This is a genomic window from Curtobacterium sp. L3-7 (genome assembly GCF_048756585.1).
In the GTDB taxonomy this organism is placed as follows: Bacteria; Actinomycetota; Actinomycetes; order Actinomycetales; family Microbacteriaceae; genus Curtobacterium.
The window spans coordinates 547212-569319 of sequence record NZ_CP151474.1 but is presented as its reverse complement, the minus strand read 5'-3'; the positions used below and the strand labels follow the sequence as shown (position 1 = coordinate 569319).

General features: G+C 67.6%; 19 protein-coding genes. 14 read left to right on the top strand and 5 right to left on the bottom strand.

What is annotated here, in order from left to right:
- Positions 1-3 precede the first annotated feature (3 nt).
- The 13 genes from AAEP80_RS02885 to AAEP80_RS02825 all read left to right on the top strand — a co-directional run bounded on the left by AAEP80_RS02885 (position 4) and on the right by AAEP80_RS02825 (position 15652).
- On the top strand, positions 4-639 hold the full coding sequence (locus AAEP80_RS02885) for a hypothetical protein (RefSeq protein WP_420365891.1): 636 nt from the start codon (positions 4-6) through the stop codon (positions 637-639).
- Entirely contained in the window at positions 636-1346 is a 711-nt protein-coding gene (locus AAEP80_RS02880) for a hypothetical protein (protein ID WP_420365890.1), read from the top strand. Before AAEP80_RS02885 ends, AAEP80_RS02880 begins: the two co-directional genes overlap by 4 nt.
- Positions 1343-2281 (top strand): hypothetical protein, encoded by a 939-nt coding sequence (locus tag AAEP80_RS02875; RefSeq protein WP_402727530.1) that lies wholly within the window; start codon positions 1343-1345, stop codon positions 2279-2281. Before AAEP80_RS02880 ends, AAEP80_RS02875 begins: the two co-directional genes overlap by 4 nt.
- Positions 2281-6717: an FtsK/SpoIIIE domain-containing protein gene (locus AAEP80_RS02870; protein ID WP_420365889.1), complete on the top strand. Its 4437-nt coding sequence runs from the start codon at positions 2281-2283 to the stop codon at positions 6715-6717. Before AAEP80_RS02875 ends, AAEP80_RS02870 begins: the two co-directional genes overlap by 1 nt.
- A gap of 790 nt (positions 6718-7507) precedes the next feature.
- Complete coding sequence (gene dnaB / locus AAEP80_RS02865; protein WP_281266276.1) at positions 7508-8875, top strand: replicative DNA helicase; 1368 nt, start codon at positions 7508-7510, stop codon at positions 8873-8875.
- 330 nt (positions 8876-9205) lie between these two features.
- On the top strand, positions 9206-9760 hold the full coding sequence (locus AAEP80_RS02860; protein WP_420365888.1) for a DUF6932 family protein: 555 nt from the start codon (positions 9206-9208) through the stop codon (positions 9758-9760).
- A complete protein-coding gene (locus tag AAEP80_RS02855; protein ID WP_420365887.1) occupies positions 9747-10745 on the top strand; it encodes a hypothetical protein in 999 nt (332 codons plus the stop codon). Before AAEP80_RS02860 ends, AAEP80_RS02855 begins: the two co-directional genes overlap by 14 nt.
- 1906 nt (positions 10746-12651) lie before the next feature.
- Positions 12652-12975: a YegP family protein gene (locus AAEP80_RS02850; protein ID WP_420365886.1), complete on the top strand. Its 324-nt coding sequence runs from the start codon at positions 12652-12654 to the stop codon at positions 12973-12975.
- 85 nt (positions 12976-13060) lie between these two features.
- Positions 13061-13300, top strand: a complete 240-nt coding sequence (locus AAEP80_RS02845; RefSeq protein ID WP_420365885.1) for a DUF2188 domain-containing protein — start codon at positions 13061-13063, stop codon at positions 13298-13300.
- 673 nt (positions 13301-13973) lie between these two features.
- A complete protein-coding gene (locus tag AAEP80_RS02840) occupies positions 13974-14186 on the top strand; it encodes a type II toxin-antitoxin system HicA family toxin (protein WP_420365884.1) in 213 nt (70 codons plus the stop codon).
- Positions 14186-14815 carry a DUF2188 domain-containing protein gene (locus AAEP80_RS02835; RefSeq protein WP_420365883.1) on the top strand — a complete coding sequence of 210 codons (630 nt, stop codon included), beginning with the start codon at positions 14186-14188 and terminating at the stop codon, positions 14813-14815. The genes AAEP80_RS02840 and AAEP80_RS02835 overlap by 1 nt, the downstream gene beginning before the upstream one ends.
- A 44-nt stretch (positions 14816-14859) precedes the next feature.
- Positions 14860-15222, top strand: a complete 363-nt coding sequence (locus tag AAEP80_RS02830) for a hypothetical protein (RefSeq protein ID WP_420365882.1) — start codon at positions 14860-14862, stop codon at positions 15220-15222.
- A 199-nt stretch (positions 15223-15421) separates the two neighbouring features.
- Positions 15422-15652 carry a DUF2188 domain-containing protein gene (locus AAEP80_RS02825; RefSeq protein WP_420365881.1) on the top strand — a complete coding sequence of 77 codons (231 nt, stop codon included), beginning with the start codon at positions 15422-15424 and terminating at the stop codon, positions 15650-15652.
- A gap of 70 nt (positions 15653-15722) precedes the next feature.
- Here the strand turns inward: AAEP80_RS02825 and AAEP80_RS02820 are convergent, their stop codons facing one another.
- Together AAEP80_RS02820 and AAEP80_RS02815 are read right to left on the bottom strand one after the other, a co-directional pair.
- On the bottom strand, positions 15723-16073 hold the full coding sequence (locus AAEP80_RS02820; RefSeq protein WP_420365880.1) for a hypothetical protein: 351 nt from the start codon (positions 16071-16073) through the stop codon (positions 15723-15725).
- Between the two features lie 7 nt (positions 16074-16080).
- Positions 16081-16413, bottom strand: a complete 333-nt coding sequence (locus tag AAEP80_RS02815) for a hypothetical protein (protein WP_420365879.1) — start codon at positions 16411-16413, stop codon at positions 16081-16083.
- A 1621-nt stretch (positions 16414-18034) separates the two neighbouring features.
- Between AAEP80_RS02815 and AAEP80_RS02810 the strand changes: the two genes are divergently transcribed.
- Positions 18035-18496 (top strand): hypothetical protein, encoded by a 462-nt coding sequence (locus AAEP80_RS02810; protein WP_420365878.1) that lies wholly within the window; start codon positions 18035-18037, stop codon positions 18494-18496.
- A gap of 70 nt (positions 18497-18566) precedes the next feature.
- Here the strand turns inward: AAEP80_RS02810 and AAEP80_RS02805 are convergent, their stop codons facing one another.
- The 3 genes from AAEP80_RS02805 to AAEP80_RS02795 all read right to left on the bottom strand — a co-directional run bounded on the left by AAEP80_RS02805 (position 18567) and on the right by AAEP80_RS02795 (position 21993).
- Positions 18567-19094, bottom strand: coding sequence for a hypothetical protein (locus AAEP80_RS02805; RefSeq protein WP_420365877.1), 528 nt, complete (start codon positions 19092-19094; stop codon positions 18567-18569).
- An 835-nt stretch (positions 19095-19929) separates the two neighbouring features.
- Entirely contained in the window at positions 19930-21336 is a 1407-nt protein-coding gene (locus AAEP80_RS02800) for an amidase (RefSeq protein WP_420365876.1), read from the bottom strand.
- A gap of 69 nt (positions 21337-21405) precedes the next feature.
- Positions 21406-21993 (bottom strand): TetR/AcrR family transcriptional regulator, encoded by a 588-nt coding sequence (locus AAEP80_RS02795; RefSeq protein ID WP_420365875.1) that lies wholly within the window; start codon positions 21991-21993, stop codon positions 21406-21408.
- Between the last annotated feature and the right edge of the window lie 115 nt (positions 21994-22108).

Below are 22108 nucleotides of genomic sequence, written 5' to 3'. Positions count from 1 at the left end.
GCCATGACCACAGCAGCACCGGCCGTCACGTCGAGCATCGACGTCGAGTCCCCGCAGTGGCTCGTCATCCCGGACGTCGCCGATGTGACCCCCGAGTGGCGCGCCGAGGTGCTCCGGCTGTTCGCGGCGATCGTGCACGTGGACCGCGAGGCCGAGGGCGAGCAGCGGATCTTCGACGACGGCCGGGAGGTCGACCCGCAGACGGCGCTCGACACCCTGCTCGAGTTCCGCGCCTCGCTCGACGGCGGGGACCGGCTCGTCGCGGGCCTCGGCGTCCCGAACCGGTGGCCGCTCCCCGTCGTGGTCTCGATCGGGATCGCCGACACCGAGGACCTGCAGGACACCCGTGGCCTCCTCCAACTCGCCGGTGCGGAGGGCGGCCTGCCCGTGGAGCAGCCCGCGGTCGACGAACTCCCCGAGCACGTCGGGGGCGAGGGGCCGGTCGTCACCCGGTACGACCTCGACGACGACGGCGCGATCTGGGCGACGGTGTGTGCGGTCCGGCGGGAAGGGGGCGGGGACGGCCCCGCCGTCGACACCCGCGTCCTCTGGCGCACCAGGGACCTCGACGTCGTGCCGGTGTTCGGACCAGAGGTCGTCGACCTGCTCGCCGCGATCCGCAACGAGGTGGCCGCATGACCGAACCGACCGCCTCCTTCTTCATGGTCGTCCCGCCTGGGTGGGCGCGACTCCCCGCGGACGTGACCCACCGCGAGGAACTCGGGACGATCGTCCGGCAGGTGATCGCCAACGCGCTCCCGGACGACCTGCCCCGCGACCGTGCCGAACCGCTGCGACAGGAGATGCGGAAGCGCCTGACCGCGACCGTGGTCGAGGCCGGCGACAACGGCGCGACGGCGGTGTACCTGCCCGTGCAGCCCGTCGACGGCTTCACGCCCCCGGTGTCCGTCATCGAGACCGAGGTGGACGACGAGTCCGACGAGGCCCCTGAGCAGGTGATCGCGCAGATCCTCGCCGACGCCCTGCCCGACCGTCGGGACCAGGACGACCCCGGCATCCGCGAGGTGGACGGTGGCATCGCGGCCCGGACCGACACCACCGTCCGGCGCGCGGACCCCGGTACGGAACTCCCGGGTCTCGGCCAGGACCTCCCCGTCGTCGACGACCGCCAGGTCGTGTACACGATCCCGGTCCCGCACCGGCCCGGCCGGTGGGTCGTGATGTCCTTCTCCGCGATCAGCCTGCCCGACGCCGACGGTCAGCTCACCGACGCGCTCGTCTCGCTCTTCGACGCGATCATGACCACGTTCCGCTGGACCGACGTCCCCGGAGCCGAACCGACCACCCTCGAACGCCGTCTGGCCGAGCTCGGAGGAGCCGCGTGACCTGGTCCTTCGCCCACCCCGAGTCGCACCTGCTCCTGACGATGTCGGTCGTGCTGTTCCTCGGGACGCTGGCCTTCGTGATCCCGACGATCGTCGCCGTCCGTCGGCGCACCGCGACCGACGCGCTCGCGTGGGCCGACCAGGTCCGCCGTGACCCGGCGGCGCCGTGGGGCATCGACCGGGTCCTCCGCGCGGTGGATGCCTCGTGCGCGGCCGCCGGGGTCGTCTTCCCCGGCGCGGTCCGCATCCTGGTCGGCACGACCGTGCGGCTCGATCTCGCCTCCCCGACCATCGCGCCACCGCAGCCGTGGACCGCGACCCCCGATGGTCGTTCCTGGTCGGCCCCGATGTGGGCGCTGCAGGCCGTGCCGCTGACCGCACCGGCGCCGAACGAGTTCGCCACGGTGGTCTCCCTCGGCACCGATGGTGACGAGAACGTCCTCGTCGACCTGCGTCGCGTGCGCGGGATCGTCGCGCTCCGGGGTGAGCAGGCCGCACGCGAGGCGGTGCTCCGCCGCGTGGTCGACCAGGTCCGCACCGATCCGTGGGCGACGGGGACCGCGGTGCTCAGCGTGGGCACCGGGTCGACGCTCGGTGTGGCCGTGTCGGTGCGCGACGCGATCGCGGCCGTCGCGGCGGACGCGACCCCGGGCCTCCTGGTCGTGGCGAAGGTACCGTCCGGGGAAGACGGACGCGAACTCGCCCGGCTCCTCGAGCGGCCCGGCGGCCGGTGGGCCTGTGTCGCGGCCGCGCCGCACCCGCTCGCCCGGTGGACGATCGAGGCCCGCCGCGACGGAACACACGTCTCGGACGTCCTCGGGACGGTCCGGTGGATGGACGTCGGTCTGTCCATGCCCCTTGCGGCATCAACGCAGTCGGCTACCACGCAGACCGATCCCGCAGCGCTCCCGGACGCCGTGGAGGCGGACGCCTGATGCGCGTCGTCGTCACCGTCGTCGACGACGTCACCGGCGAGTCCTCCGACGTCCTCGTCGACGCGCCCGGCCAGACCCCGATGCGCAGTGTGGTCGACGCGCTCGCTCGCCGCACCGGTGGCGCGGCGATGCCGCAGGACGCACCGGACGGCGACGTCCCCTTCGCCAGGAGCGGCTTGGTCGACGGCGCGGTGCTGCACGTCGGCGGCGCGCACCGCCCCGAAGTCGAACGAGGCATCGTCAACCTGCTGGTCGTCGGAGGTGTCGACGCCGGCCGGACGCGCCGGCTCTCACCGGGCACGTTCCGGATCGCCGTCGCTGACGACGGGTCGCCGACGGTCGGCGCGGACGCTGCGGACCACCCCGGACTGGAGGCTCGGATCGCCTTCGACGGGACCGTGACGGTCCGCCAGGCACCGGCGGACGAGCCGGTAACCGGTTCAGCAGGTTCGGTCACGATCGAGCAGGACGAGATCGGCGCCGAGTGGGTGGACTGGGTCCCCGATGCGCTCGTGCGCCTCGGATCGACCGTGCTCACGGTGCGCCCGGTCGAGGTCGTGGACCGCATGCTGCTCCGTCCGCCGGACTCGGGACAGCTGGACTTCAACCGGCCTCCCCGGTTACTGCCCCCGTTCCTGACGACGCAGTTCCGAATCCCGAAGCCCCCCGTGCCGCCGCAGCGGTCCGCGATCCCGTGGATCATGGTGTTCGTCCCGGCGATGTTCGGCATCGTCATGGCGACGGTGTTCCACTCGCCGTTCTACCTGCTGTTCGCCGCGATGACGCCGATCATGGTCGTCGGGCAGACCGTCACCGCCAGACGGACGGGCAAGAAGAGCCACCGCAAGCAGACCGCCGAGCACCGGGAGCGGGTCGCGGCGCTCGAGCGGGCGATCGACGCCGCGGTGCTCGCCGAGCGGGACGAGCGCAGGTCGTCGTCGTCCGACGCCGGATCGCTGCGGGTCGTCGCGACGACCCCTGGGCGTCGACTCTGGGAGCGGCGACCCTCTGATGCCGACCACCTGCACGTCCGGATCGGCATCGGCGACCTGCCCTCGACGGTCACCGTGCAGGACGACCGCGACCTCGACGGCCTCACGCACGAGGACCGGATCACCAGGGGCGTCCCGGTCACCGTGCCGCTCGCCGAGGTCGGCGTGCTCGGGATCGCCGGGGCCGGGTCGTCGCCGCGCGAGCTCGGCCGGTGGGTGCTCGGACAGCTCGCCGTGACGCAGAGCCCGCGCGAGGTGCAGTTCGTCGTGCTCACCGCCCAGCAGCACATGCCGGACTGGGCATGGACGATGTGGCTCCCCCATCTGCGGCCGACCGGTGGCCAGGACGCGCTCGCCCTGATCGGTGCCGACGGCGAGACGATCGGTCGTCGGCTGGCCGAGCTGACCCAGGTGCTCGCCGAGCGCCGAGCCGAGCGGACCAAGAACGGCTCGATGCGCGCGCGGTTCTCCCCGGAGATCGTCGTCGTGCTCGACGGCGCCCGTCGGCTGCGTGCGATGCCCGGTGTCGTGGGACTCCTCCGCGACGGACCGGCGTGCGGCATCCGGCTGGTGTGCATCGACGAGGAGGAGTGGCAGCTCCCCGAGGAGTGCGTCGCCACGGTGACCCACCGCACCGAGACGGAGCTGGTCCTGCGGCGGCAGCTCTCCGCGCCCGTGGAGCTCGTGCTCGCCGACCGCGTCGAGGACGACTGGTACGAGGACGTCGCCCGTGCCGTGTCCCCGCTGCGGGACACGAGCGGTTCCGACGGCGACGGCCTGGTGCCCGACGCGGCGCGACTGCTCGACGTGGTCGACCTGCCGCAGCCGTCCGGGGCGATCGTCGCGGAGCGGTGGCAGCGCGGCGCAGCGACGACCTCGGCGGTCGTGGGCGTCGGGATCGACGGCGCGTTCGCGCTCGACCTCGTGAAGGACGGCCCGCACGGTCTCGTCGCGGGCACGACCGGTTCGGGCAAGTCCGAGTTCCTGCAGACCCTCGTCGCGTCGCTCGCACTCGCCAACCGTCCGGACCAGATGACCTTCGTGCTCGTGGACTACAAGGGTGGCGCTGCCTTCAGCGTGGCGTCCGACCTGCCCCACACCGTCGGGCTCGTCACCGACCTCGACCAGCACCTCGTCGAGCGTGCGCTCCGGTCGCTCCGTGCCGAGCTCACCCGTCGCGAGCACATCCTCGCGGCGTCAGGGGCGAAGGACATCGAGGACCACGAGGCGCATCTGGAACGCGGTGGTACGGGCGAGGCGATGCCGCGGCTCGTGCTCGTCATCGACGAGTTCGCCGCGATGGTCACCGAGCTGCCCGACTTCGTGTCCGGCCTGATCGGGATCGCCCAGCGCGGCCGGTCCCTCGGCGTGCACCTCATCCTTGCCACGCAGCGCCCGGGCGGCGTCGTCGGCCCGGACATCCGCGCGAACACGAACCTCCGTGTCGCACTCCGGATGACGGACTCGGGTGAGAGCACCGACGTCATCGATGTCGCAGATGCGGCACGCATCCCGAAGAGCGTGCCGGGGCGCGCGTTCGCGCGCCTCGGTCACTCGTCGGTCGTGCCGTTCCAATCGGCTCGCGTCGGCGGGAAGTGGGCCGGTGACGAGGACCCGGCCACGAGCCTCCCGTTCGTCCGTGTGCTCGACTGGCGCGACTTCGCGACCGCACCGCCCGCCCGACCCGCGCGGAGCGACCGAGCGTCGGCCGCGACCGACCTGTCGGTGCTCGTCGGTGCGATGGGCGAGGCGCGTGAGCGACTCGGGATCGGCCCACTCCACAGCCCGTGGTTGCCGCCGCTGCCCGAGCTGCTGCCGCTCGACGCCGTCGGCACGGCGGCCGTCGGAGCCGGGCGGGCACTGACCGCCGACGAGGATGCTCTCCGCTTCGCGTTCGGCACCGAGGACCTGCCGGACACCCAGGAGCAGCGCGCGGCGGAGATCGACCTCGACCGCTTCAACCACCTGTTCATCGTCGGAGCCCCCGGATCCGGGCGGTCCCTGGCGCTCCGGACGATCGCCGCGTCCGCCGCGTCCTCCATCCCCTCCACCGACCTGCACCTCTACGCGATCGACTGCGGCAACGGCGCGCTCGCGTCCCTGCAGGCGCTGCCGCACTGCGGCGCGGTCGTGCAGCGCACGCAGGTCGAGCGTGCGACGCGGCTCATCGACCGGCTCAGTCGCGAGACCGCCCGTCGGCACGACGTCATCGCCGCCGCGAGTGCCTCGGACATCACCGAGCAGCGGCTCCTCGCCGCGCCAGGCGAGCAGCTGCCGCACGTGCTCGTCCTCATCGACCGGTGGGAGAACTTCACGACGTCGCTGGGCGAGGTCGACGGCGGTGCCCTGACCGACTCGGTGCAGTCCCTCCTCCGCGACGGAGCGGCCGCGGGCATCCACATCGTGATCTCGGGCGACCGCACACTGCTGTCCTCGCGGATGTCGACGCTCACCGACGACAAGATCGTCCTGCGCCTGACCGACCGGCTCGACTACTCCCTCGGCGGCATCAACCACCGGAAGCTCCCGGCGTCGATCCCGGCCGGTCGTGGGTTCCGCGCGGAGTCGGGCATCGAACTGCAGTTCGCCTCGCTCGGCCCGGACGTGTCCGGGCAGGGGCAGGCGGCTGCGATCCGGGCGTTGGCTGTCTCTCTGGCTTCTTCGTTCGAGGGTCCGTCCGCGCCGGCCCCGCGGCCGTTCCGCGTCGACGCACTACCGAAGGACCTGGACCTCGACGGGGCGCTCGCGCTGTCATCGGCGCCTGCGCTGACACCGATGGTCGCCGTGACCGGGATCGGTGGCGACGACATGGAGCTGCAGACCGTCGACCTGTCCACCGGAGGCGGCACGTTCATCGTCGCCGGGCCGTCCCGATCCGGGCGTTCGACGATGCTCGCGTCGATGGCGCGGTCGCTGCTCGCGAGTGGGACGCAGCTCGTCGTGCTCGCGCCGCGACAGGGTACCGTCCGGGACCTGGCCGGGCTGCCCGGCGTCCGCGCGGTGTTCACCGGGGACGACGTCACTGTGGAGGAGCTGTCCCCCGTGTTGACGCCCTCCGGGGAGCCGACCGTGCTGGTCGTCGACGACGGGGAGCTCCTCATCGACTGCTCGGCGGCGAAGTGGTTGCGGGACTGGGGCCGTGCCGCTGCGGACAACCGGCAGGGGTTGCTGCTCGGTGGCAACACGACCGGGCTCGCCGCGGGCTTCGGTGGCTGGCAGGTCGACGCCAAGAAGAACCGTCGTGGTGCGCTGCTCTCGCCGCAGGACACGCTCGCCGGTGACCTGATCGGCGTCCGGATCTCCCGATCGTCGATCTCCACGCGGATCGAGCCCGGGACGGCGTTCGTGCACCTGGGGACCGGGCTGGCGTCGACGTTGCAGGTGCCGTTGGTGACGGCGTCGACGCGGACGGGCAGCGAGGCCGGGGAGTTGGCGGAGCGCTGAGGCGCGGCGTGGGTCGGGTCGCTCGGTGCTTGGAGCTCGGCTTGCGGTTCGGCGTGCGTGCGTGGCCGGCAGGGCGGGTCGGGCGAGTCGGGCCGGTCGGGCCGGTCGGGCCGGTCGGGTCGGTCGGGCGAGTCGGGCCGGTCGGGTCGGTCGGGCGAGCGGCTTGAGTGGTCACGACATGCCGCTCACTTCCCTCGAGATGTCGCGTTCTGGCGGCTGGCGGTGTCGAAAGCGACAATCTGTGACCGATTGACGTCGCACGGGCGGCGTGTCATGACCGGTCGGCAGATGATGCCGACGACGTGTCGCGACTGGCGGGCGGGTCGCGCTGGGCGGTTACCGATCCGCTGCGCGGCGGACTGGAGGCTCGGGTGCGCTGGCCTGACCGGTTACGTCCGGTGCGGCGCCGGGAGCGCCTGGGAGCCAGCAGGGAAAGTTGTCCTCAGGCTCGCGTTTGTCAAGTCGTTTTACACAGTGGAAACGTCAAGTCGGCAACCTTCAACTGCACGTTGAACCCCACTTCTCCACACACAGTGTGGAATCGAAAACCCCAGGTCAAGTCATCGAAAGTGTGTTCGGTGGGCCGGTTCTGCACAGCATTGTCCACAGTTGTCCACACGAACTTCCGGCGTGTTCCGCGATTCGTCCACAGAGTTATCCACAGGCATGTTTTGTGGGGATAACTTCGTACCCGTAGCTTGGCCCAGCGACTCGGGGATGTCGGTCGCTCGGGGTAGTACTGCCTGGACCGGTTCCGTCCGGGACAGGTCACAGAACAAGAGGAGACCGTGTGTCGATCGCGCATCTTGATCCCGCACCGCAGGACTACGCGGAACGCGGTGGCATGGAGCGCACGCCGCCGCACGACCTCCTCGCCGAGCAGTCGACCATCGGCGGCATGCTCCTGTCGAAAGACGCCGTCGCCGACGTCATCGAGACCGCGCGTGGTGTGGACTTCTACATCCCCAAGCACGAGGTCATCTTCGACGCGATCCTGTCGCTCTACTCCCACGGTGAGCCGACCGACGTCATCGCCGTCACCGACGAGCTGACCAAGACCGGTCTGCTGTCCCGTGCCGGTGGCGCCGAGTACCTGCACAGCGTGACGAGCATGGTGCCCACGGCCGCGAACGCCGGGTACTACGCCGGCATCGTCGCCGAGAAGGCCGTGCTCCGTCGCCTCGTCGACGCCGGGACCCGGATCGTCCAGATGGGCTACGCGTCCGAGGGCGAGGTCACCGACCTGGTCAACAGCGCCCAGGCCGAGGTCTACAACGTCGCCGGCGGCGTCCAGACCGAGGACTACGTGCCACTCACCGACGCCATCGGTGCCGCCATCGACGAGATCGAAGCCGCCAAGGGTCGCGACGGGCAGATGACCGGCGTCCCGACCGGGTTCGCCCAGCTCGACGGCCTCACGAACGGCTTCCACCCGGGGCAGCTGATCATCATCGCCGCCCGACCTGCGCTCGGGAAGTCCACGCTCGCGCTCGACCTCTGCCGCGCAGCAGCCGTCAAGCACGACCAGACCGCCGCGTTCTTCTCGCTCGAGATGGGTCGCGCCGAGATCGCGATGCGTCTGCTCTCCGCCGAGACCAGCGTGCCGCTGCAGCACATGCGCAAGGGCACCGTCGACTCCCGCGACTGGACCACCATCGCGCAGACCCGAGGGCGCATCAACGACGCCCCGTTCTACATCGACGACTCCCCCAACATGACCCTCGTCGAGATCCGCGCGAAGTGCCGCCGGCTCAAGCAGCAGCACAACCTCAAGCTCGTGGTCATCGACTACCTGCAGCTGATGACCTCCGGCAAGAAGGTCGAGTCACGTCAGCAGGAGGTCTCCGAGTTCTCGCGTGCGCTGAAGCTCATGGCGAAGGAGCTCCAGGTCCCCGTCATCGCGCTGTCGCAGCTGAACCGTGGACCCGAGCAGCGAGCAGACAAGAAGCCGATGATCTCCGACCTGCGTGAATCGGGCTCGATCGAGCAGGACGCCGACATGGTGATCCTGCTCCACCGTGAGTCCGCCTACGAGAAGGACAACCCGCGGCAGGGCGAGGCGGACCTCATCGTGGCGAAGCACCGTAACGGGCCGACGGACACGATCACGGTGGCGTTCCACGGGATGTTCTCGCGGTTCGTGGACATGCCGCAGTAGCGCGGTTGTGTGACTGTTCACGAAAACGGTCGCCTGCTCACGAAAGCGGTCGCCAACGCCTCTTGGCGACAAGTTCTGCGCGCAGCGTCGCCGCATCTGCCCGATGCGCTGCCTGCACTACCCCTCGGAGGCAGAAAGGTCCGGCGGTCCTGCGGCGACCGAGTGGGGCAGAACTGAGTACGACGTTCACCCCCACCCGGGCTGCCGAGCTTGCGGTTGCAACGAGAGTGGTGGCGGAGCGAACACTTCGAGGGCTCGACCCGGTCGCTTGAGTACCCACCGGACTGGGGCGTTATTGGCGGTTTCCTCACCTCTAAGCTGGGACTGCCAATGATCATGAGGGGGATCGTGCTTCCAGCTATGGACGGACGCGGCTTGCTGCCGCCCGCGGCCCACCCTTATACGGCGACGCTCGAGGAGCTGCATGAGCGCTTCGTCGTCGAAGCACCGTTTCGTGAGCAACGTCAGCGTGTGTTCGACGCTCTCTCGCTGTACGCAGCACTCGTCTGGGACGCTCTTCCATCAGCACGCCTCCGCATCGACGGTGGCTTCATCACCCACAGGACATGGGCCGCTCCCGAAGACGCCGACGTCGTCGTCGTGTACGACAAGCCAACACCTCCGGGGGGCCTGGATCGGGTCGTTCGGGCATCGCTGTTCACGATGAGCGACGTCACCGCTGTCGTCGCAAACAAGCCTGCCGCCCTCGACAAGGTCGCCGTCATGGGAGGGCTGATCGACGCTTACCCTGCACCAGCGGACAAGCCGGCTCTCCTCGAGTACTGGGACCGCATGTGGTCAAACGTCACCGGTCCAGGGAAGACTCTCCTCGAAGGAGAACGGAAGGGGTACGTGGAGGTGACGAATCCCAATGCCGAGCAGTGACGAGAAGTCGCTCGAAGACCTCTTCCGGGCGGCCTTACGCGAAGCGCTTGACGACCCCGATCGCGATCTGCTGCTCGGCGCGCTTCTGGCATCCGCGGACGCGTCCCCGACACTGCAACTCGTGGCAGAAGAGGAACTTGCGCCCGACGCCGCTGAACTCGAACTGCATCTCAACGAGGGAGACGTTCAGGAGCACGCCACGAACGCCAAGTCCTTCGGTGTCTTCGTCAGCGCTATGGCAGATGCGTCGAAGGAGTACGTCAAGAGCGTCCTGCGCCTGGGCGCGATGAGCGCGCCACTGCGCGTCGCACCAGGGCCCGGGTCAGTGCGCGCGACCTTCATCGCTCCGACCCCGCATGAACGCTCTGACGCTCGCCACACCCCGCTCTCCGGTGACTCGAACCAAGACCGCGTCTGGACCGAGAGTGACGTGTACTCGGACTCGCTATGGGCGATCGCGACCGTCTTCAGTAACGCTGAACCCGATCCGGACAACGTCGCGCTCGACGGCATCATCCAGTCCATCCCGTTCCGAGCACGGACGCAACTGCGGAAGGTCGCGGAACAGGTAGCGGCAAGGGACTGGCAGGTCACAGGAGAGTTTCGGAAGCAGGGCCTTCGAACGCATGGTGTATCGCTGTCCAGCCGCGGCGCGAAGCACCTCGCCGAGCAGCTCGCAGTCCAAGACGTCCACCGAACGCAGTGGAACACCTCCGGCGCAATCACCGGGCACCGCTGGGACAAAGGCTTGATGTTCTTCGCGGCTGACGATCGCACTCGCACCTTCGCCGCCAGCTTCGAATCATCCGACCTGGAACAGCGCGTTGCGCAGTTGGCGACGGTCGAGGACCGACGAGTAGAGGCTCGCTTCACTATCTACACCGCGGTTGGCAGAGGCGCGGACGAGGGCCGTCGAAGCTATGTGCTCGAAGCGATCTACCCCGTCGCAGCGGACACCGAGCTCGACCTGCCTTCAGAGACTTGACGGCGGGTCGCCTACCTGCAGCCACCTCCCGATGACCGAGAGAACTTGTGGATGCGAAACAGGTAAGCGAGGTCCGATCCCATAGCGGCACCATGCGAGCTTCGTATCTCGCTTTCATGGCGTCCGGTACCCGGACCAAGGCCCGGTAGCGCAGACGGCGTTGATCCGGACGTCGGCGGCGGCATGCTCGGCGTCGTAGCGGGTCACGAAAACACGACCCGATCGAGCGACAGCGATACGAGCGCGGCACGCTCGCCAACGCCATTCGTCGACCGCATTAACATAGACCTCGAAACGAACCGTCGGGCAGAGCGCTCTGAACCTGGCCGCGGCCCGCTGCGCGCTGCGCGCTGCGCGCTGGTGTCGAAGCCTTGCCCTGACCGCGCGAGCAACTCGTTCTCCGAATTGTGCAAACGCCAGACGAACTGGCCGTTCTGCATCGGGACGGACGTAAATCGAAGGGACACTGCGCCCCACTTCTGTCGCGGATGAGGTGAGGACCCCACGATTTGCGGTCTGCTGCTGCGAGTAGCGATGGTGCGCCCGCATCGCTGGGCGGGCGACGAGGTGAAGCCAGGTGCGTGGCCGGCAGCACGAGGCGAGTCCACGAACGATTGGACTGGACGCTCGCTGCCCACCGACCGACACCGACGGGACCCTCGAGGACACCGCACTTGCGTCGTGCTCTGGAGATCAGTTGATGGCCACCGACGTGCCGTGTTCGATTGAGCGCGGATCGCGGTGCACGGTTCGGCTCAGTTGAGCTGGCGCGGATCGTGTGCAGTCGCCGTTCTCGGCCTCGATCTGGCCGAGAGGTGGGCTCTGGTGAGGTGCCCTTGTCCTCACGTTGGCAACCTACATCGCGGAGACGACGTGTGCACCGTTTCCGCTCGGCCGCGCTCGTACACATTGACCCACAGACCACGGCACCCATGGCGCATCGCCTTCTTGCGTGCTGTTGTCGCTGCTCAGCCAACCTGTTGGATGCGCAGCACTATGTGTCAGCGAGGAGGGTCGAGACACGTGCAGCTGCGTGAGCACGGCACGTCGTGAGGTTGTCGGCTGCTGTCGAAGCTCTCTTGCGATCCGGCGTTCGTGGCAGGCGTAGGTCAGCAGCTTGATGCCCGCGCCGCTGACCTCCGGCAAGGCGCCCGGGTCCCCCGCTGCGTCACAACGACCGCGGGCTCCCCTCGTAAGCACGCCGTCCCCGGTCCTGTCCGGAGCGGCCGCGCGCCGAACTGTGACTCAACGGATGCCATCGGGGCGGCGCGACGAGGTAGTCCCCTCAATCTGCCGTGTCGGCTGCACCGCGACACGCCGAACGCTGTCGCTCCACACCGGTGGATAGCTCTCTAGTTGCACTGTGGAGAAGTGCTTGCCGGGGCCTCCACATCGCCCGGATTTCGGGGTACGAGCAGCTGTCCGCACTGTGGAGGACGTTGTGGAGAACTACACGGCTGTAACACTTTCTCTTGTGGTCAGCGCTGCAACCAGCCACCAGATGTAGTGTTTCTGAGGGAGCGGTCATCCGCCTCAACAGCAACAAACCCCCGACCGGGTCTTCCAGTCGAGGGCTGTCACGACGCACGTTGCGCGCCAAAGTTTCCTAGGCCCAAGCGCTCACCGTGCTCTGCACACCAGATCGGAGACACCAATTGGTCACCCTCACCGGCTGAACCTCACTGTACCCACGAGGACCCGACTCGCGTCGCGCAGCCGCTCAATCTTGCGGTTCCCCATCACGCAGTTGGGCGTGTCGGCGCAGCAATACGCTGCCGATCCTCGCGTCGGTCCCTCTCTGTGGACCGACCATGTGCAGCCACGACTTCGTGGCCGTACCTCCTCGCCGCCGATAAGCGGCACCCCCGTTGCAGAACACACTGCCAACACGAGAGGAGAGGGCACCGTGACCCTCCGTTTTCAGATTCAGCCCACCCAGAACGCTCAGTGGTCCTGGTGGCTGTACGCCGCCAACAACGAGATGGTCGCCTGGGCGGGCGAGACATTCGTCTCCTCCACCCACGCGCAGCGCGCCGCCACCGACTTCAGGACGGGGTCACTCACGGCGCGATACGAGGTTTACGTCGACCTCGCCGGCAAGTGGCGCTGGCGAGCATGGCGCTCGAGCGACAACGTCGCTGCCTCGGGTGAGGCCTTCGCATCCATGAGCAACGCGCAGCGTGCAGCGAACACCGTCCAGACGAACGCGTTCATCGCCACCGGCGCGTAACCCCATCACACCCGACGGTGGTCGGCGAGCAACGCCTCGTCGACCACCACCAGCGCCGCGACCCGCGGCAGAACGGACGAACATCGTGACCAAGCCCAACAACCGACACGTCGTTCCCAACCCCAACGGCGGCTGGGACGTGAAGGCACCCGGAGCGAGCCGATCCTCCGCCCACACCGACACGCAGGCGCAGGCCATCAGCCGGGGCCGGCAGATCATCGGAAACGCCGGCGGCGGAGAGCTGAATATTCACGGCGTCGACGGTCAGATCCGGGCGAAGGACACCATCGCACCCGGCAACGACCCCCGCAGCACCCGCGGCTGAGCCGAGATAAGGGTGAGCCAGGTGGCGCCGAACCCGAGGCGGCACCTGGCTCACACGGGACAAGGAGGGACTGATGGGAGCGGGCCCGTCAACGGCGCCGCATCGGTGCCGGCACTTCGACGTCCACCCAAAACGCAAGCTGGAACGAACACGGCGTAGATACGCCCCTGATCAACCATCCCGACAGGGCAGCTCCTGGCGGGTGTCTAGGGGGGCTTGGAAGAAGTCTCCGTAGGTCGGCTCCGCCGGGAGGTCGTGAAGTCGCGCACTCACCAAGGCGGCGAGCTCCTCGGGTGGTGTGAGACCTCGACGCCGCCACTCGGCGGGATCCCGGCGCGCTGCCTCCAAGGAGCGCCCACGACCGTGGATTACGAGAGCTTGCGTGGTTTCGGTTGGGTGCGCTTGTCAGAGCCCAGCAACGGCGCCATCAGGTGTGACGTGTCAACGGGCCGGGTGGGCGGAAGATGAGGGTCCGCGGGGTCGACGCGGCGATAGGTAGGCGAGTGCGGCATCGAGTCGACGTCCTTTTGAGCTCGGTACTGATGTCTTACCGGACACTGTTTTACCCAACAGATTAGCCTGATGCAATCTGCAAGTCACTGCCTCCACGACCTTTCGACGTAAAAGGCAAACGTAACTTGCCTTGCAGGGCAATCCCGCCTAGACTAAGCTCATGAAGCCGCAGAAGTCACGGGACGTGATTAAGCACCTCGGGACCATCGGCTGGGTGCTTCTCTCCGACGCCCCGGGCAGTCACGAAATCTGGGGCCTGCCCGACGAATCGGTGAAGTTCTCATTCCCGTTCGGCCACAAGGAAGTGTCCGCGGGGGTCCTCCAGAAGTTCAGCAAGAAGCCGGGCGCGAACGTCCCGAAGGGATGGAAGTGATGAGCAACAAGAAGGTGGTTCGCAACCCGAATGGCGGTTGGGACCTGCGAGGCGGCGGTGACCGCGCCTCGGCACACACCGACACTCAGGCTGAGGCGATCGACCGCGCCCGGCAGATCGTCCGCAACGGCGCCGGCGGCGGCGAGTTCGTTGTCGGCAAGGCCGGTGCGGGTCGATCCGTTGTCGGCAAGAACGGCGGCGGCCGGTCCGTCGTGGTCAAGAGCGGTGGAACACCGTCCACTGAGAAAAAGCGTACGTATGACGTCACCGTCGAGCGCGAGGGGCGCTGGTGGGTGTTCGAGATTCCCGAACTCGACACCGCAGGTCAGGCGCGCAATCTCGCCGAGGTCTCTGACGAAGCACGCGGCATCATCAGCGCCTGGGAGCACGTCGACATCGACTCCATAGATGTGTCCGTGACGGTGAAAGCGACCGAGGATGCCCGCACTGAATGGCAGCAGGCAGACGCCGAGTTGGCAGCGGCGCAGGCGCATGCCAGCGAGCGCAAGCGCGCTGTGGTAATGGGGCTCCGCAGCCGAGGACTTACCGCTGATGACACCGGCCGGGTGCTCGGAATCAGCAAGCAGCGCGTATTTCAAATCGAGAAGGAAAAGAGCGACGCCAGCTGACAAATCGGGATGGCGTGTCAGTGGTGCATGCGAAGATGCCTCACATGGTATCCATCGAGTTGAACAAGCCCGTCGAACAGCAGTTCCAGGACCTCGCGAGCCTGCGAGCTGGTCTCATCGAGGCGCAGACTGTCGTCATCACCAATCAGCCTGATATCCACCACACCGCCGCAATCACCAAGGGTGAGCGCACCGGAAAGGACGAGGAAGTTGGGAAAGCCTGGGACGCGCTCCACCAGGAGCCCGAAAGCGGACGCATCTTCTCCTGGAAGGGCGGAGGTGGGTTCGAGGTCTCCCTCGCCTTCGGGGAGTCGTTGAAGGTCACCGGCCATGTGAAGGGCATCGACGCAAACGTCGTGGAATTCGTGCACGACCGCGTTACCAAGGCACTCGCCTCGGCCGCATAGAGCGCGGAAGTACCCCGAGCAGTCGGGGGTACTTCTCCTGGAAGCCGTGAGGTAACCCGAGCGCCCTCCCGACCTCGGTCGGGAGGGCGTCTCGCACCTCAAGGGTCGGCCTGTTCATGCAACCGTAATCTGTCACGCGGCGTGTCATATGTGAGTGTCGAAGCCCGGGGATACCTTCTCCCTGACGAAGGAGGTGAGAATGAGCACGAACAGGAACGTGATTCCCAACCCGAACGGCGGTTCGGACGTGCGAGGCGGAGGTGACCGCGCCTCGGCACACACCGACACCCAGGCGGAGGCGATCGACCGCGCGCGGCAGATCATCGGCAACCAGGGTGGCGGGGAACTTTCCGTCCACAACCGGCAGGGTCAGGTGCGGGCGAAGGACACGATCGCACCGGGCAACGACCCGCGGAACGTGAAGGGCTGACCCGAACGTCCCTTCACGGCAGGACCCGATCACCGCTTGGTGGTCGGGTCCTGTGCCGTTGCGCGAGCGCTCAGACGCCCGGGAAGCCGTGCTTACGGGCAGTCTCGTTCCACTCGTCGAGCCGTTCACCGAGCATGTTGCTCAGCTCGCGCGCGGTCGTCGAGTGCAGATAGTGACGCACGCCGTGGATGGTGATCTCAATGCACTCGTCAGCAGTGGGGTCAGTGATGGCCACACCGACGTGGCCGCTCGGCCAGTTCCGCGGTACTGCCGGCTCGTGCGTTTCTGCCGGTAGCGGTGCAGACGCCCGCTCTGCTTTGAGTCGCGCTCCCTTGCCCATGTGGCAATGATCGCAGCTCTGCGCTGCGTCCGGTAGCAGATCGATCACCGGACGTCCTGACCGGGTCACTGCGTCGACCATGTCAACATCACGGTAGGTCGTGAGGCCCTCTGAGCTGACCCCATCCGAATCGGCTCTCCGCGATGAAGTCTTGGAGATCACTCTGCACGTTGCGAACGAGGGCGTCGAGGCCATCCTCGACCCACAGACCGCCGGACCAACCGCGTTCGCGCATGATGCGCCAGCGGACCACGGCACCGTTCTGCTCGACGAGATCGTCCCCGTCCAGCGCTGAGCCGGTGACGTCGTCGATCGGCACGATCTCCAGCGTGAGCGTCGCGAGTTCAGGGGTCGTGAGCATGACCTGGAACATCGGCCGCAGCAGGGCGATGACTTCTGACACCTCGAGGATCTCGTCCACCGCTCGAAGCTAATGCCTGCAACCAGCGGCGGCTCTGCGTGCTCCGGACGGATAGCTCATGCCCGTCGGTGATCCGCGCGACCCGCGCGACGGCAGCAAGATGCTCGTACGATCGTCGCGACCGCTGAGAGGTCTCGTCCCTCAGACCGGCCCGTCCGCTTGACGATCCCCTGGTGGGACGGGTTTCAACGCAGGCGAGGGTCAACTACGTGGAGGCCGCACGATCCCCAGCACGACGCAGGCAAGGCCGGCCACCAGCGCCACGATCAACATCACGAAACTCGCCCCATGAAGCGTCGGATTTATGATCCACACAAGTAGTGCGAGCGCGATCACAACGACACCGATTACGGTAAGACTCCGAGCAGACATGTGGCGAGTCAATCAGGACGCGTGCCGTTCCGAGGGCCGGTAGTGTGAGGGACGCCGCAGAGGGGCGGGAAGCTACTCATGCTCCGGTCGCTCTCTACGCGGAATGCGGATCGCAGCGACGGTCATGGTTACGACGAGAAGGATTAGTAGCGCGACGATCAGGACGCGTTAGTCGGCGGCAAACCCGCCAGCGAAGAGCGTCCAGATTGGCGTGATCGCGCAGCTCGCTCCGAGCAGAGCGACGGTCACAACGCGCGTGGGATGTGTGTTCCTCACCGCGACGAGAACGATGGTGGGGGCAAGGAGTGCGGCTATGAGGCCGGTCCCGACCGCGGCGGGGTGGTTCGCACTCCCGAGCCGCACGGCTCAGGGGCCGGGTAGATCGCTGGGCATACCTGCTCGGCGCCGATCCCGAGCCATGTTGCGACAAGCCCGCACGCGGCGATTGTGGTGAGTCGAAGCACAGAGGTCCCCATCCCGACATGATCTCCGTCGGGACGCGTGAATTGTCGAAGTAGCGACGACGTTCCGGAAGCCGATGCCATTCCGGACGCTTCGGTGGGGACTACCTGTAGGGCGCTCACAGCTGATCAGGCGCGGGCGTCCCATGCGTAGAACTTGCGCTCGCGCGCGACCCATCTTGATCAGGGGTTTTGCTGAGGCGACAGAGAAGGCTGCAAAGCGGGCGCGACACCGAGCTTGCAAGTGGTGCACTGACGCGGACCGCTGCGACACTTTGCGGCGACGCTCACATTGTCGCTGTCGGTGTCCCAGCTAGATGGTCTCTCCGCCTAGGGGATGGTCCCTTCCAGTGGGACTGACCATCTGCAAGGCGGACGATTCGAGTAGCTAGCCGACCAGTGCGCGACGTTCTGCAGGATGGCATCCACATCTTCGGGAAGACTCACGGGCTCGAAACTAGACACTGAGCCCGCGGCCGTCGTCCAGTTCGGCAGGAGGAGATCGAGAGATGCTCCGACGATCCAGTCGGCGGTGGAAGACTCACCCCACTCAACGACGACCAGGGCCGCGGCGTCGGCGTCCCACAGGTCGTTCAGACGCTGCCTGTCCGGCCACGCATGGACGACGCGGCGCCCAGTCAGGGAACCGGTGGAGAGGCCGTCCTGATGCGGCCCGTCCATGGGGAGTGGTCCTCCCTAAGGTGGGGCCGTGCATTCGGGTTGCACGGCCTCACCCCTCCCCCGAGGCAGCTGAGTACAATTGCGGCAACTCATGGGGGAGGCTCGTGATGCACCGTTCAACACGCACAGTCCTGGCCACGATCCTGGCGATTGGTCTACTGCTCTCGCTCATCGCTGAAACGTGGCTCATACCATTTGCTTTGGCGCAAACCGCAGCAGTGTTCCCGGAGGTAGCGCCCACCGTCGTGCCGGCGATCGCGTGGGAAGTCGTCGGCTTCGCCTGCTGGCAGCTGATCGTCGTACTGCTGCTCTACCGCCTGCTCGGGAAAGCACCGCAGCAGGACGCCGGTGTCCGCCGGAGAATCACCGTCGGGATCGTCATAGCTGCCGGCGTCTTCGTCCTGATGAGCATCGTCGCGGTCGTGGTACTGAGCCGCGCCGACTTCGCGACCCCGGTGGTGATGTTCGCCCTGATCGGATCTGCCGTCCTCGCCGCGCTGGTCTGCGCAGGCGCCGCGTGGCGGCTCGGCGCGACCGCGCAGGTCCGCCACCAGCCGTCGACGTCCTGAGGAACCAACAAAGCCCCTGCCCCCAGTTCTGTGGACCGGGGGGCAGAGGCTGCGCTGTTGCGGGCGCGGGTCAGCCGCGCGGGTCGATTCGGGTGCTCTTCACGTGGAATATGGTCTGCGGCACGTTCGAGCCCAGCGAATCGCTGAAGCTCGAGTGGACCTCGCCGCTGGCGCGCCAGCTGCCGTTGACGAAGGTCGCTGTGGCGCATGTCGTCGGCGACGTCGCGCCGGTTCGGGTCCACCAGTAGCACATCTGGATGATGCGCTGACCCTGGTAAACATTCGCTGCCGCCTTCGCGGTTCCCACGTACTCGACGTAGAGCTGCTCTTCCGAGAAAGCGTAACTCGAGCCGAGCACGATGTTCGTGTGCACGCCCCCAGGCGTCGACGTCGTCGGCAGGTTCTCGCCGACCTGGCCGCCGGACCCGACGGGATACGAGTGCTCCACCACGGTCAGCCCATCCGCGGTTGTCAGGTGCTGACCGCTGATCACCACCCCCGGCTCGGCTGGAAGCTCCGCAGCAGTAGCCGCAGTCGCTCCGGCCGAACTCAACAGCGCGAGCGCACCGATCAACGACAGTGCAGGCTTGATCTTCATCTGTTCCCCCTCTGACGATTCTTCACACCTTTGTGTCCTGCCAGGAAACGCCCGATGCGGCCACACGAATAGGCGGCTCTTCTGCGGACTCGCCTGTACCCCGGAATGGGTGCGCCCCGTCCCCGACCCATCTCTCGCGATCGCGGCAGCATTGCCAGCCGCCGCGACCACACCCACTCAAGGTCGAGACGTCATCCCTCACCTTGACATGCCGGAACGCCTCGACGTCGACGTCTCAGTAGCCGATCGGCTATCGGACAGCCGACTCCGCCTTCACCCAAGCGTCACGGATGGACGCGATCTGGTCGTCAACGGTCATCCCTGTGACGTTGAGGTTGCGGTCACCAGGCGAGCTGCGTGTCGTCCTCGAAGACCGCGCCGCTGGGACCATCAGCAGGCAGGGTCGCGAGTCGCACCGCCGCAGCCTCACGTTCATCGGCGGTATGCGTGCCGCGAAAATCCCGCAGACCCGGCTGGGCCTCGCGACGCGTCGCGTCGCGGACGCGGTGATGACCTCGACGCCGTTCGCGCCGCTGATCGCGAAACTGATCCGAGTCGCGGACAGCGACCGCCTCTGCCGCCGCTGCGGATCGATCCGGCCGCCGCCTGACGGACGGGAGGCGCGGCGCGAGTCCGCTCCGCGCCTCCCGGCCGACAACGGCTCGCGTCGGGGACGCGCAGTCGCCGCGCCAGCCCTGGATGGCTGGCGCGGCTACCGTCAGTGGTGGGCGAGGAGCGACCGGGAGAGCGGGACGGTGCCGGTTCCGGTGAGGGCGTTGCTCCGGTTGACGTAGTCGCCGGTCACCGTGGTCGTGGTGGTCATGATGTGGTGCTCCTAGATCTCGGGGTGCTGGTCGCGGACGGGGCTGACGGACTCGAGCACCTTGGCGACATTGAAGACGGTGGACTCGGCGTGCCACGGTCCCGCGATCTGGACGCCGATCGGGAGGCCGTCGGAACTCGTGCCGAACCGCATGGAGAGGGCGGGCATGCCGGTGATGTTGAACTGAACGGTGAAGGTCTGGATGTGGGTGGCGTCGACGGTCTGCCCGTCGATGACGAACTCGGTCTTGTCGTGTTCGTGTGCGGGGATCGGCAGCACCGGGAGCAGGACCGCGTCGAACCTCGTGAACACCTCGGCGTAGGCGTCGCGGATCCGCTCGAAGCCCTGTTCGGCGGCGACGTAGTCCTCGACGGAGGTGTCGGGGGTGGTGAGCATGGTCTTCGACATCGTGAACCGCTGGTCCTCGTGGCCCTTCGTGGCCTCGGCCATCGCGGGCTTGAGTTCCATGACGTGTTGCTTGTTGAACAGCGCAAGGGGGGTGTCGTGGTGCAGGGTCGGGATGTCGATCTCCTCGACGTGGACACCTGCGGTCCGCAGCGCTTCCGCTGCCTGGCGGACGGTGTCGGCGACCTGCGGGTCGACGGGGCCGAGGCCGGAGTCGGTGAACCACGCCACGCGCAGGTCCGACGGGGCGGCTCCGCGCTTGCCGGTGTCGACGGTGTTCGGGGTGATGGCGAAGCCGTCCTGCCCGTCCGGGCCGCGCATGATCTCGTAGCCGAGTTCGAGGTCGCGGATCGTGCGTGCCATCGGGCCGACGTGCCAGTCGCGACGGGGGACCCGCGGCCAGACGCCGGTCATCGGGATGCGGCCGTGGGTCGGCTTGATGGCCGCGATACCGGTGTGGGATGCCGGGCCGCGGACCGAGATCGCGAGGTCGGTGCCGAGCCCGATCGGGCTGAGACCGGCCGCGATCGCGGCGGACTCGCCGCCGCTGGAACCACCGGACGTGCGGTCGAGGTTCCACGGGTTGTTCGTGCGTCCGGAGAGCAGGTTGACGCTCTCGGTCGAGTAGGAGAACTCGGGCAGGTTCGTCTTGGCGAGGACGATCCCGCCGGCCGCCTTCATCCGGGCGACTGCGACGGCGTCGGCGTCGGGGGTGCGACCGGCGAAGACGGGCGATCCGCGCTGGGTGAGGATCCCGTCGGCGTCGATGGAGTCCTTCACGGTGAACGGCACCCCGTGCAGCGGTCCGACCTCCTCGCCCGCGGCGAGTGCGTCGTCGGCAGCCTTCGCCTCGGCGATGGCGTTCTCGTTGATGGTGACGATCGCGTTGATCTTCGGATCGACCGCCTTGATGCGGTCGAGGTGCGCCTGGACGACCTCCACCGAGGTGAGTGCGCCGGACCTGATGCGGGCGGACAGCTCGGTCGCGTCGAGGAAGAGGATGTCTTCAGTCATGTTGTACTCCTATTAGTAGACCAGTCGTCTAGCGATAGCGGAAAGAAAACCGGGCCGGAGCCCGGTGGGTCAGATGTGCAAGCGGGACTTCGTCAGATCGAGGGCGCGCTGCAGGGAAGCGGGGGTGCGCTGGATCTTCGCCATGGTGCTGGCGCCGAGCCAGGCGTCGTAGAGCTGCTCGGCGAGGACCCGGGGTTCTTCGGGAGCTCCGACCGAGCCGTCCTGCTTGCCGGTCGAGATCATTCGCTCGAGGTTGTCGATGATGCCCGCTGTCCCGTCGACGAGCTGCAGCCGCATCGGTTCGGAGAGGTCGGAGACCTCGGTCGCAAGCTTCACCACGAGGCACTTCCCCTGGCAGTCGTCGTACGACTGCAAGTCGTAGAAGCGCTGCCAGTACTCCTCGAGCTGGTCGGCGCCGGTCTTGCCGGTGTTGCCGGCGATGCGGCGCATCGTGGCGAGGTAGTCGGAGAAGTAGAACTTCATCAGCTCCTCGCCGAAGTTCTCCTTCGACGAGAAGTAATAGTAGAACGACCCCTTCGGGACGCCGGCTTCCGACAGCACCTCGTTGAGACCGACCGCGGTGTAGCCCTTGCGGGCCATCAGCGTCTGGGCAGTGGCGAGGATGTGCTGCCGAGTGTCGGTCTCTGCGGTGGGCATGACCCGACCATACGCCGCTATTAGACCAGTCGTCTACAGCGGTTCCGTCCCAGCGTGTCCGCAATGCCCTCGAAGCCGCCGTTGGCGGTCGTCTGATGCCTTGCCGCAGTTCCGT

Bases quoted from the DNA above. Each gene is read 5' to 3' on its own strand.
- AAEP80_RS02830 (WP_420365882.1), top strand. From the start codon at position 14,860: ATGGTATCCATCGAGTTGAACAAGCCCGTCGAACAGCAGTTCCAGGAC.
- AAEP80_RS02795 (WP_420365875.1), bottom strand. From the start codon at position 21,993: ATGCCCACCGCAGAGACCGACACTCGGCAGCACATCCTCGCCACTGCC.
- AAEP80_RS02860 (WP_420365888.1), top strand. From the start codon at position 9,206: ATGATCATGAGGGGGATCGTGCTTCCAGCTATGGACGGACGCGGCTTG.
- AAEP80_RS02820 (WP_420365880.1), bottom strand. From the start codon at position 16,073: ATGGTCGACGCAGTGACCCGGTCAGGACGTCCGGTGATCGATCTGCTA.
- AAEP80_RS02835 (WP_420365883.1), top strand. From the start codon at position 14,186: ATGAGCAACAAGAAGGTGGTTCGCAACCCGAATGGCGGTTGGGACCTG.
- AAEP80_RS02825 (WP_420365881.1), top strand. From the start codon at position 15,422: ATGAGCACGAACAGGAACGTGATTCCCAACCCGAACGGCGGTTCGGAC.
- AAEP80_RS02840 (WP_420365884.1), top strand. From the start codon at position 13,974: ATGAAGCCGCAGAAGTCACGGGACGTGATTAAGCACCTCGGGACCATC.
- AAEP80_RS02805 (WP_420365877.1), bottom strand. From the start codon at position 19,094: ATGAAGATCAAGCCTGCACTGTCGTTGATCGGTGCGCTCGCGCTGTTG.
- AAEP80_RS02870 (WP_420365889.1), top strand. From the start codon at position 2,281: ATGCGCGTCGTCGTCACCGTCGTCGACGACGTCACCGGCGAGTCCTCC.
- AAEP80_RS02800 (WP_420365876.1), bottom strand. From the start codon at position 21,336: ATGACTGAAGACATCCTCTTCCTCGACGCGACCGAGCTGTCCGCCCGC.
- AAEP80_RS02885 (WP_420365891.1), top strand. From the start codon at position 4: ATGACCACAGCAGCACCGGCCGTCACGTCGAGCATCGACGTCGAGTCC.
- AAEP80_RS02880 (WP_420365890.1), top strand. From the start codon at position 636: ATGACCGAACCGACCGCCTCCTTCTTCATGGTCGTCCCGCCTGGGTGG.
- AAEP80_RS02855 (WP_420365887.1), top strand. From the start codon at position 9,747: ATGCCGAGCAGTGACGAGAAGTCGCTCGAAGACCTCTTCCGGGCGGCC.
- AAEP80_RS02810 (WP_420365878.1), top strand. From the start codon at position 18,035: ATGCACCGTTCAACACGCACAGTCCTGGCCACGATCCTGGCGATTGGT.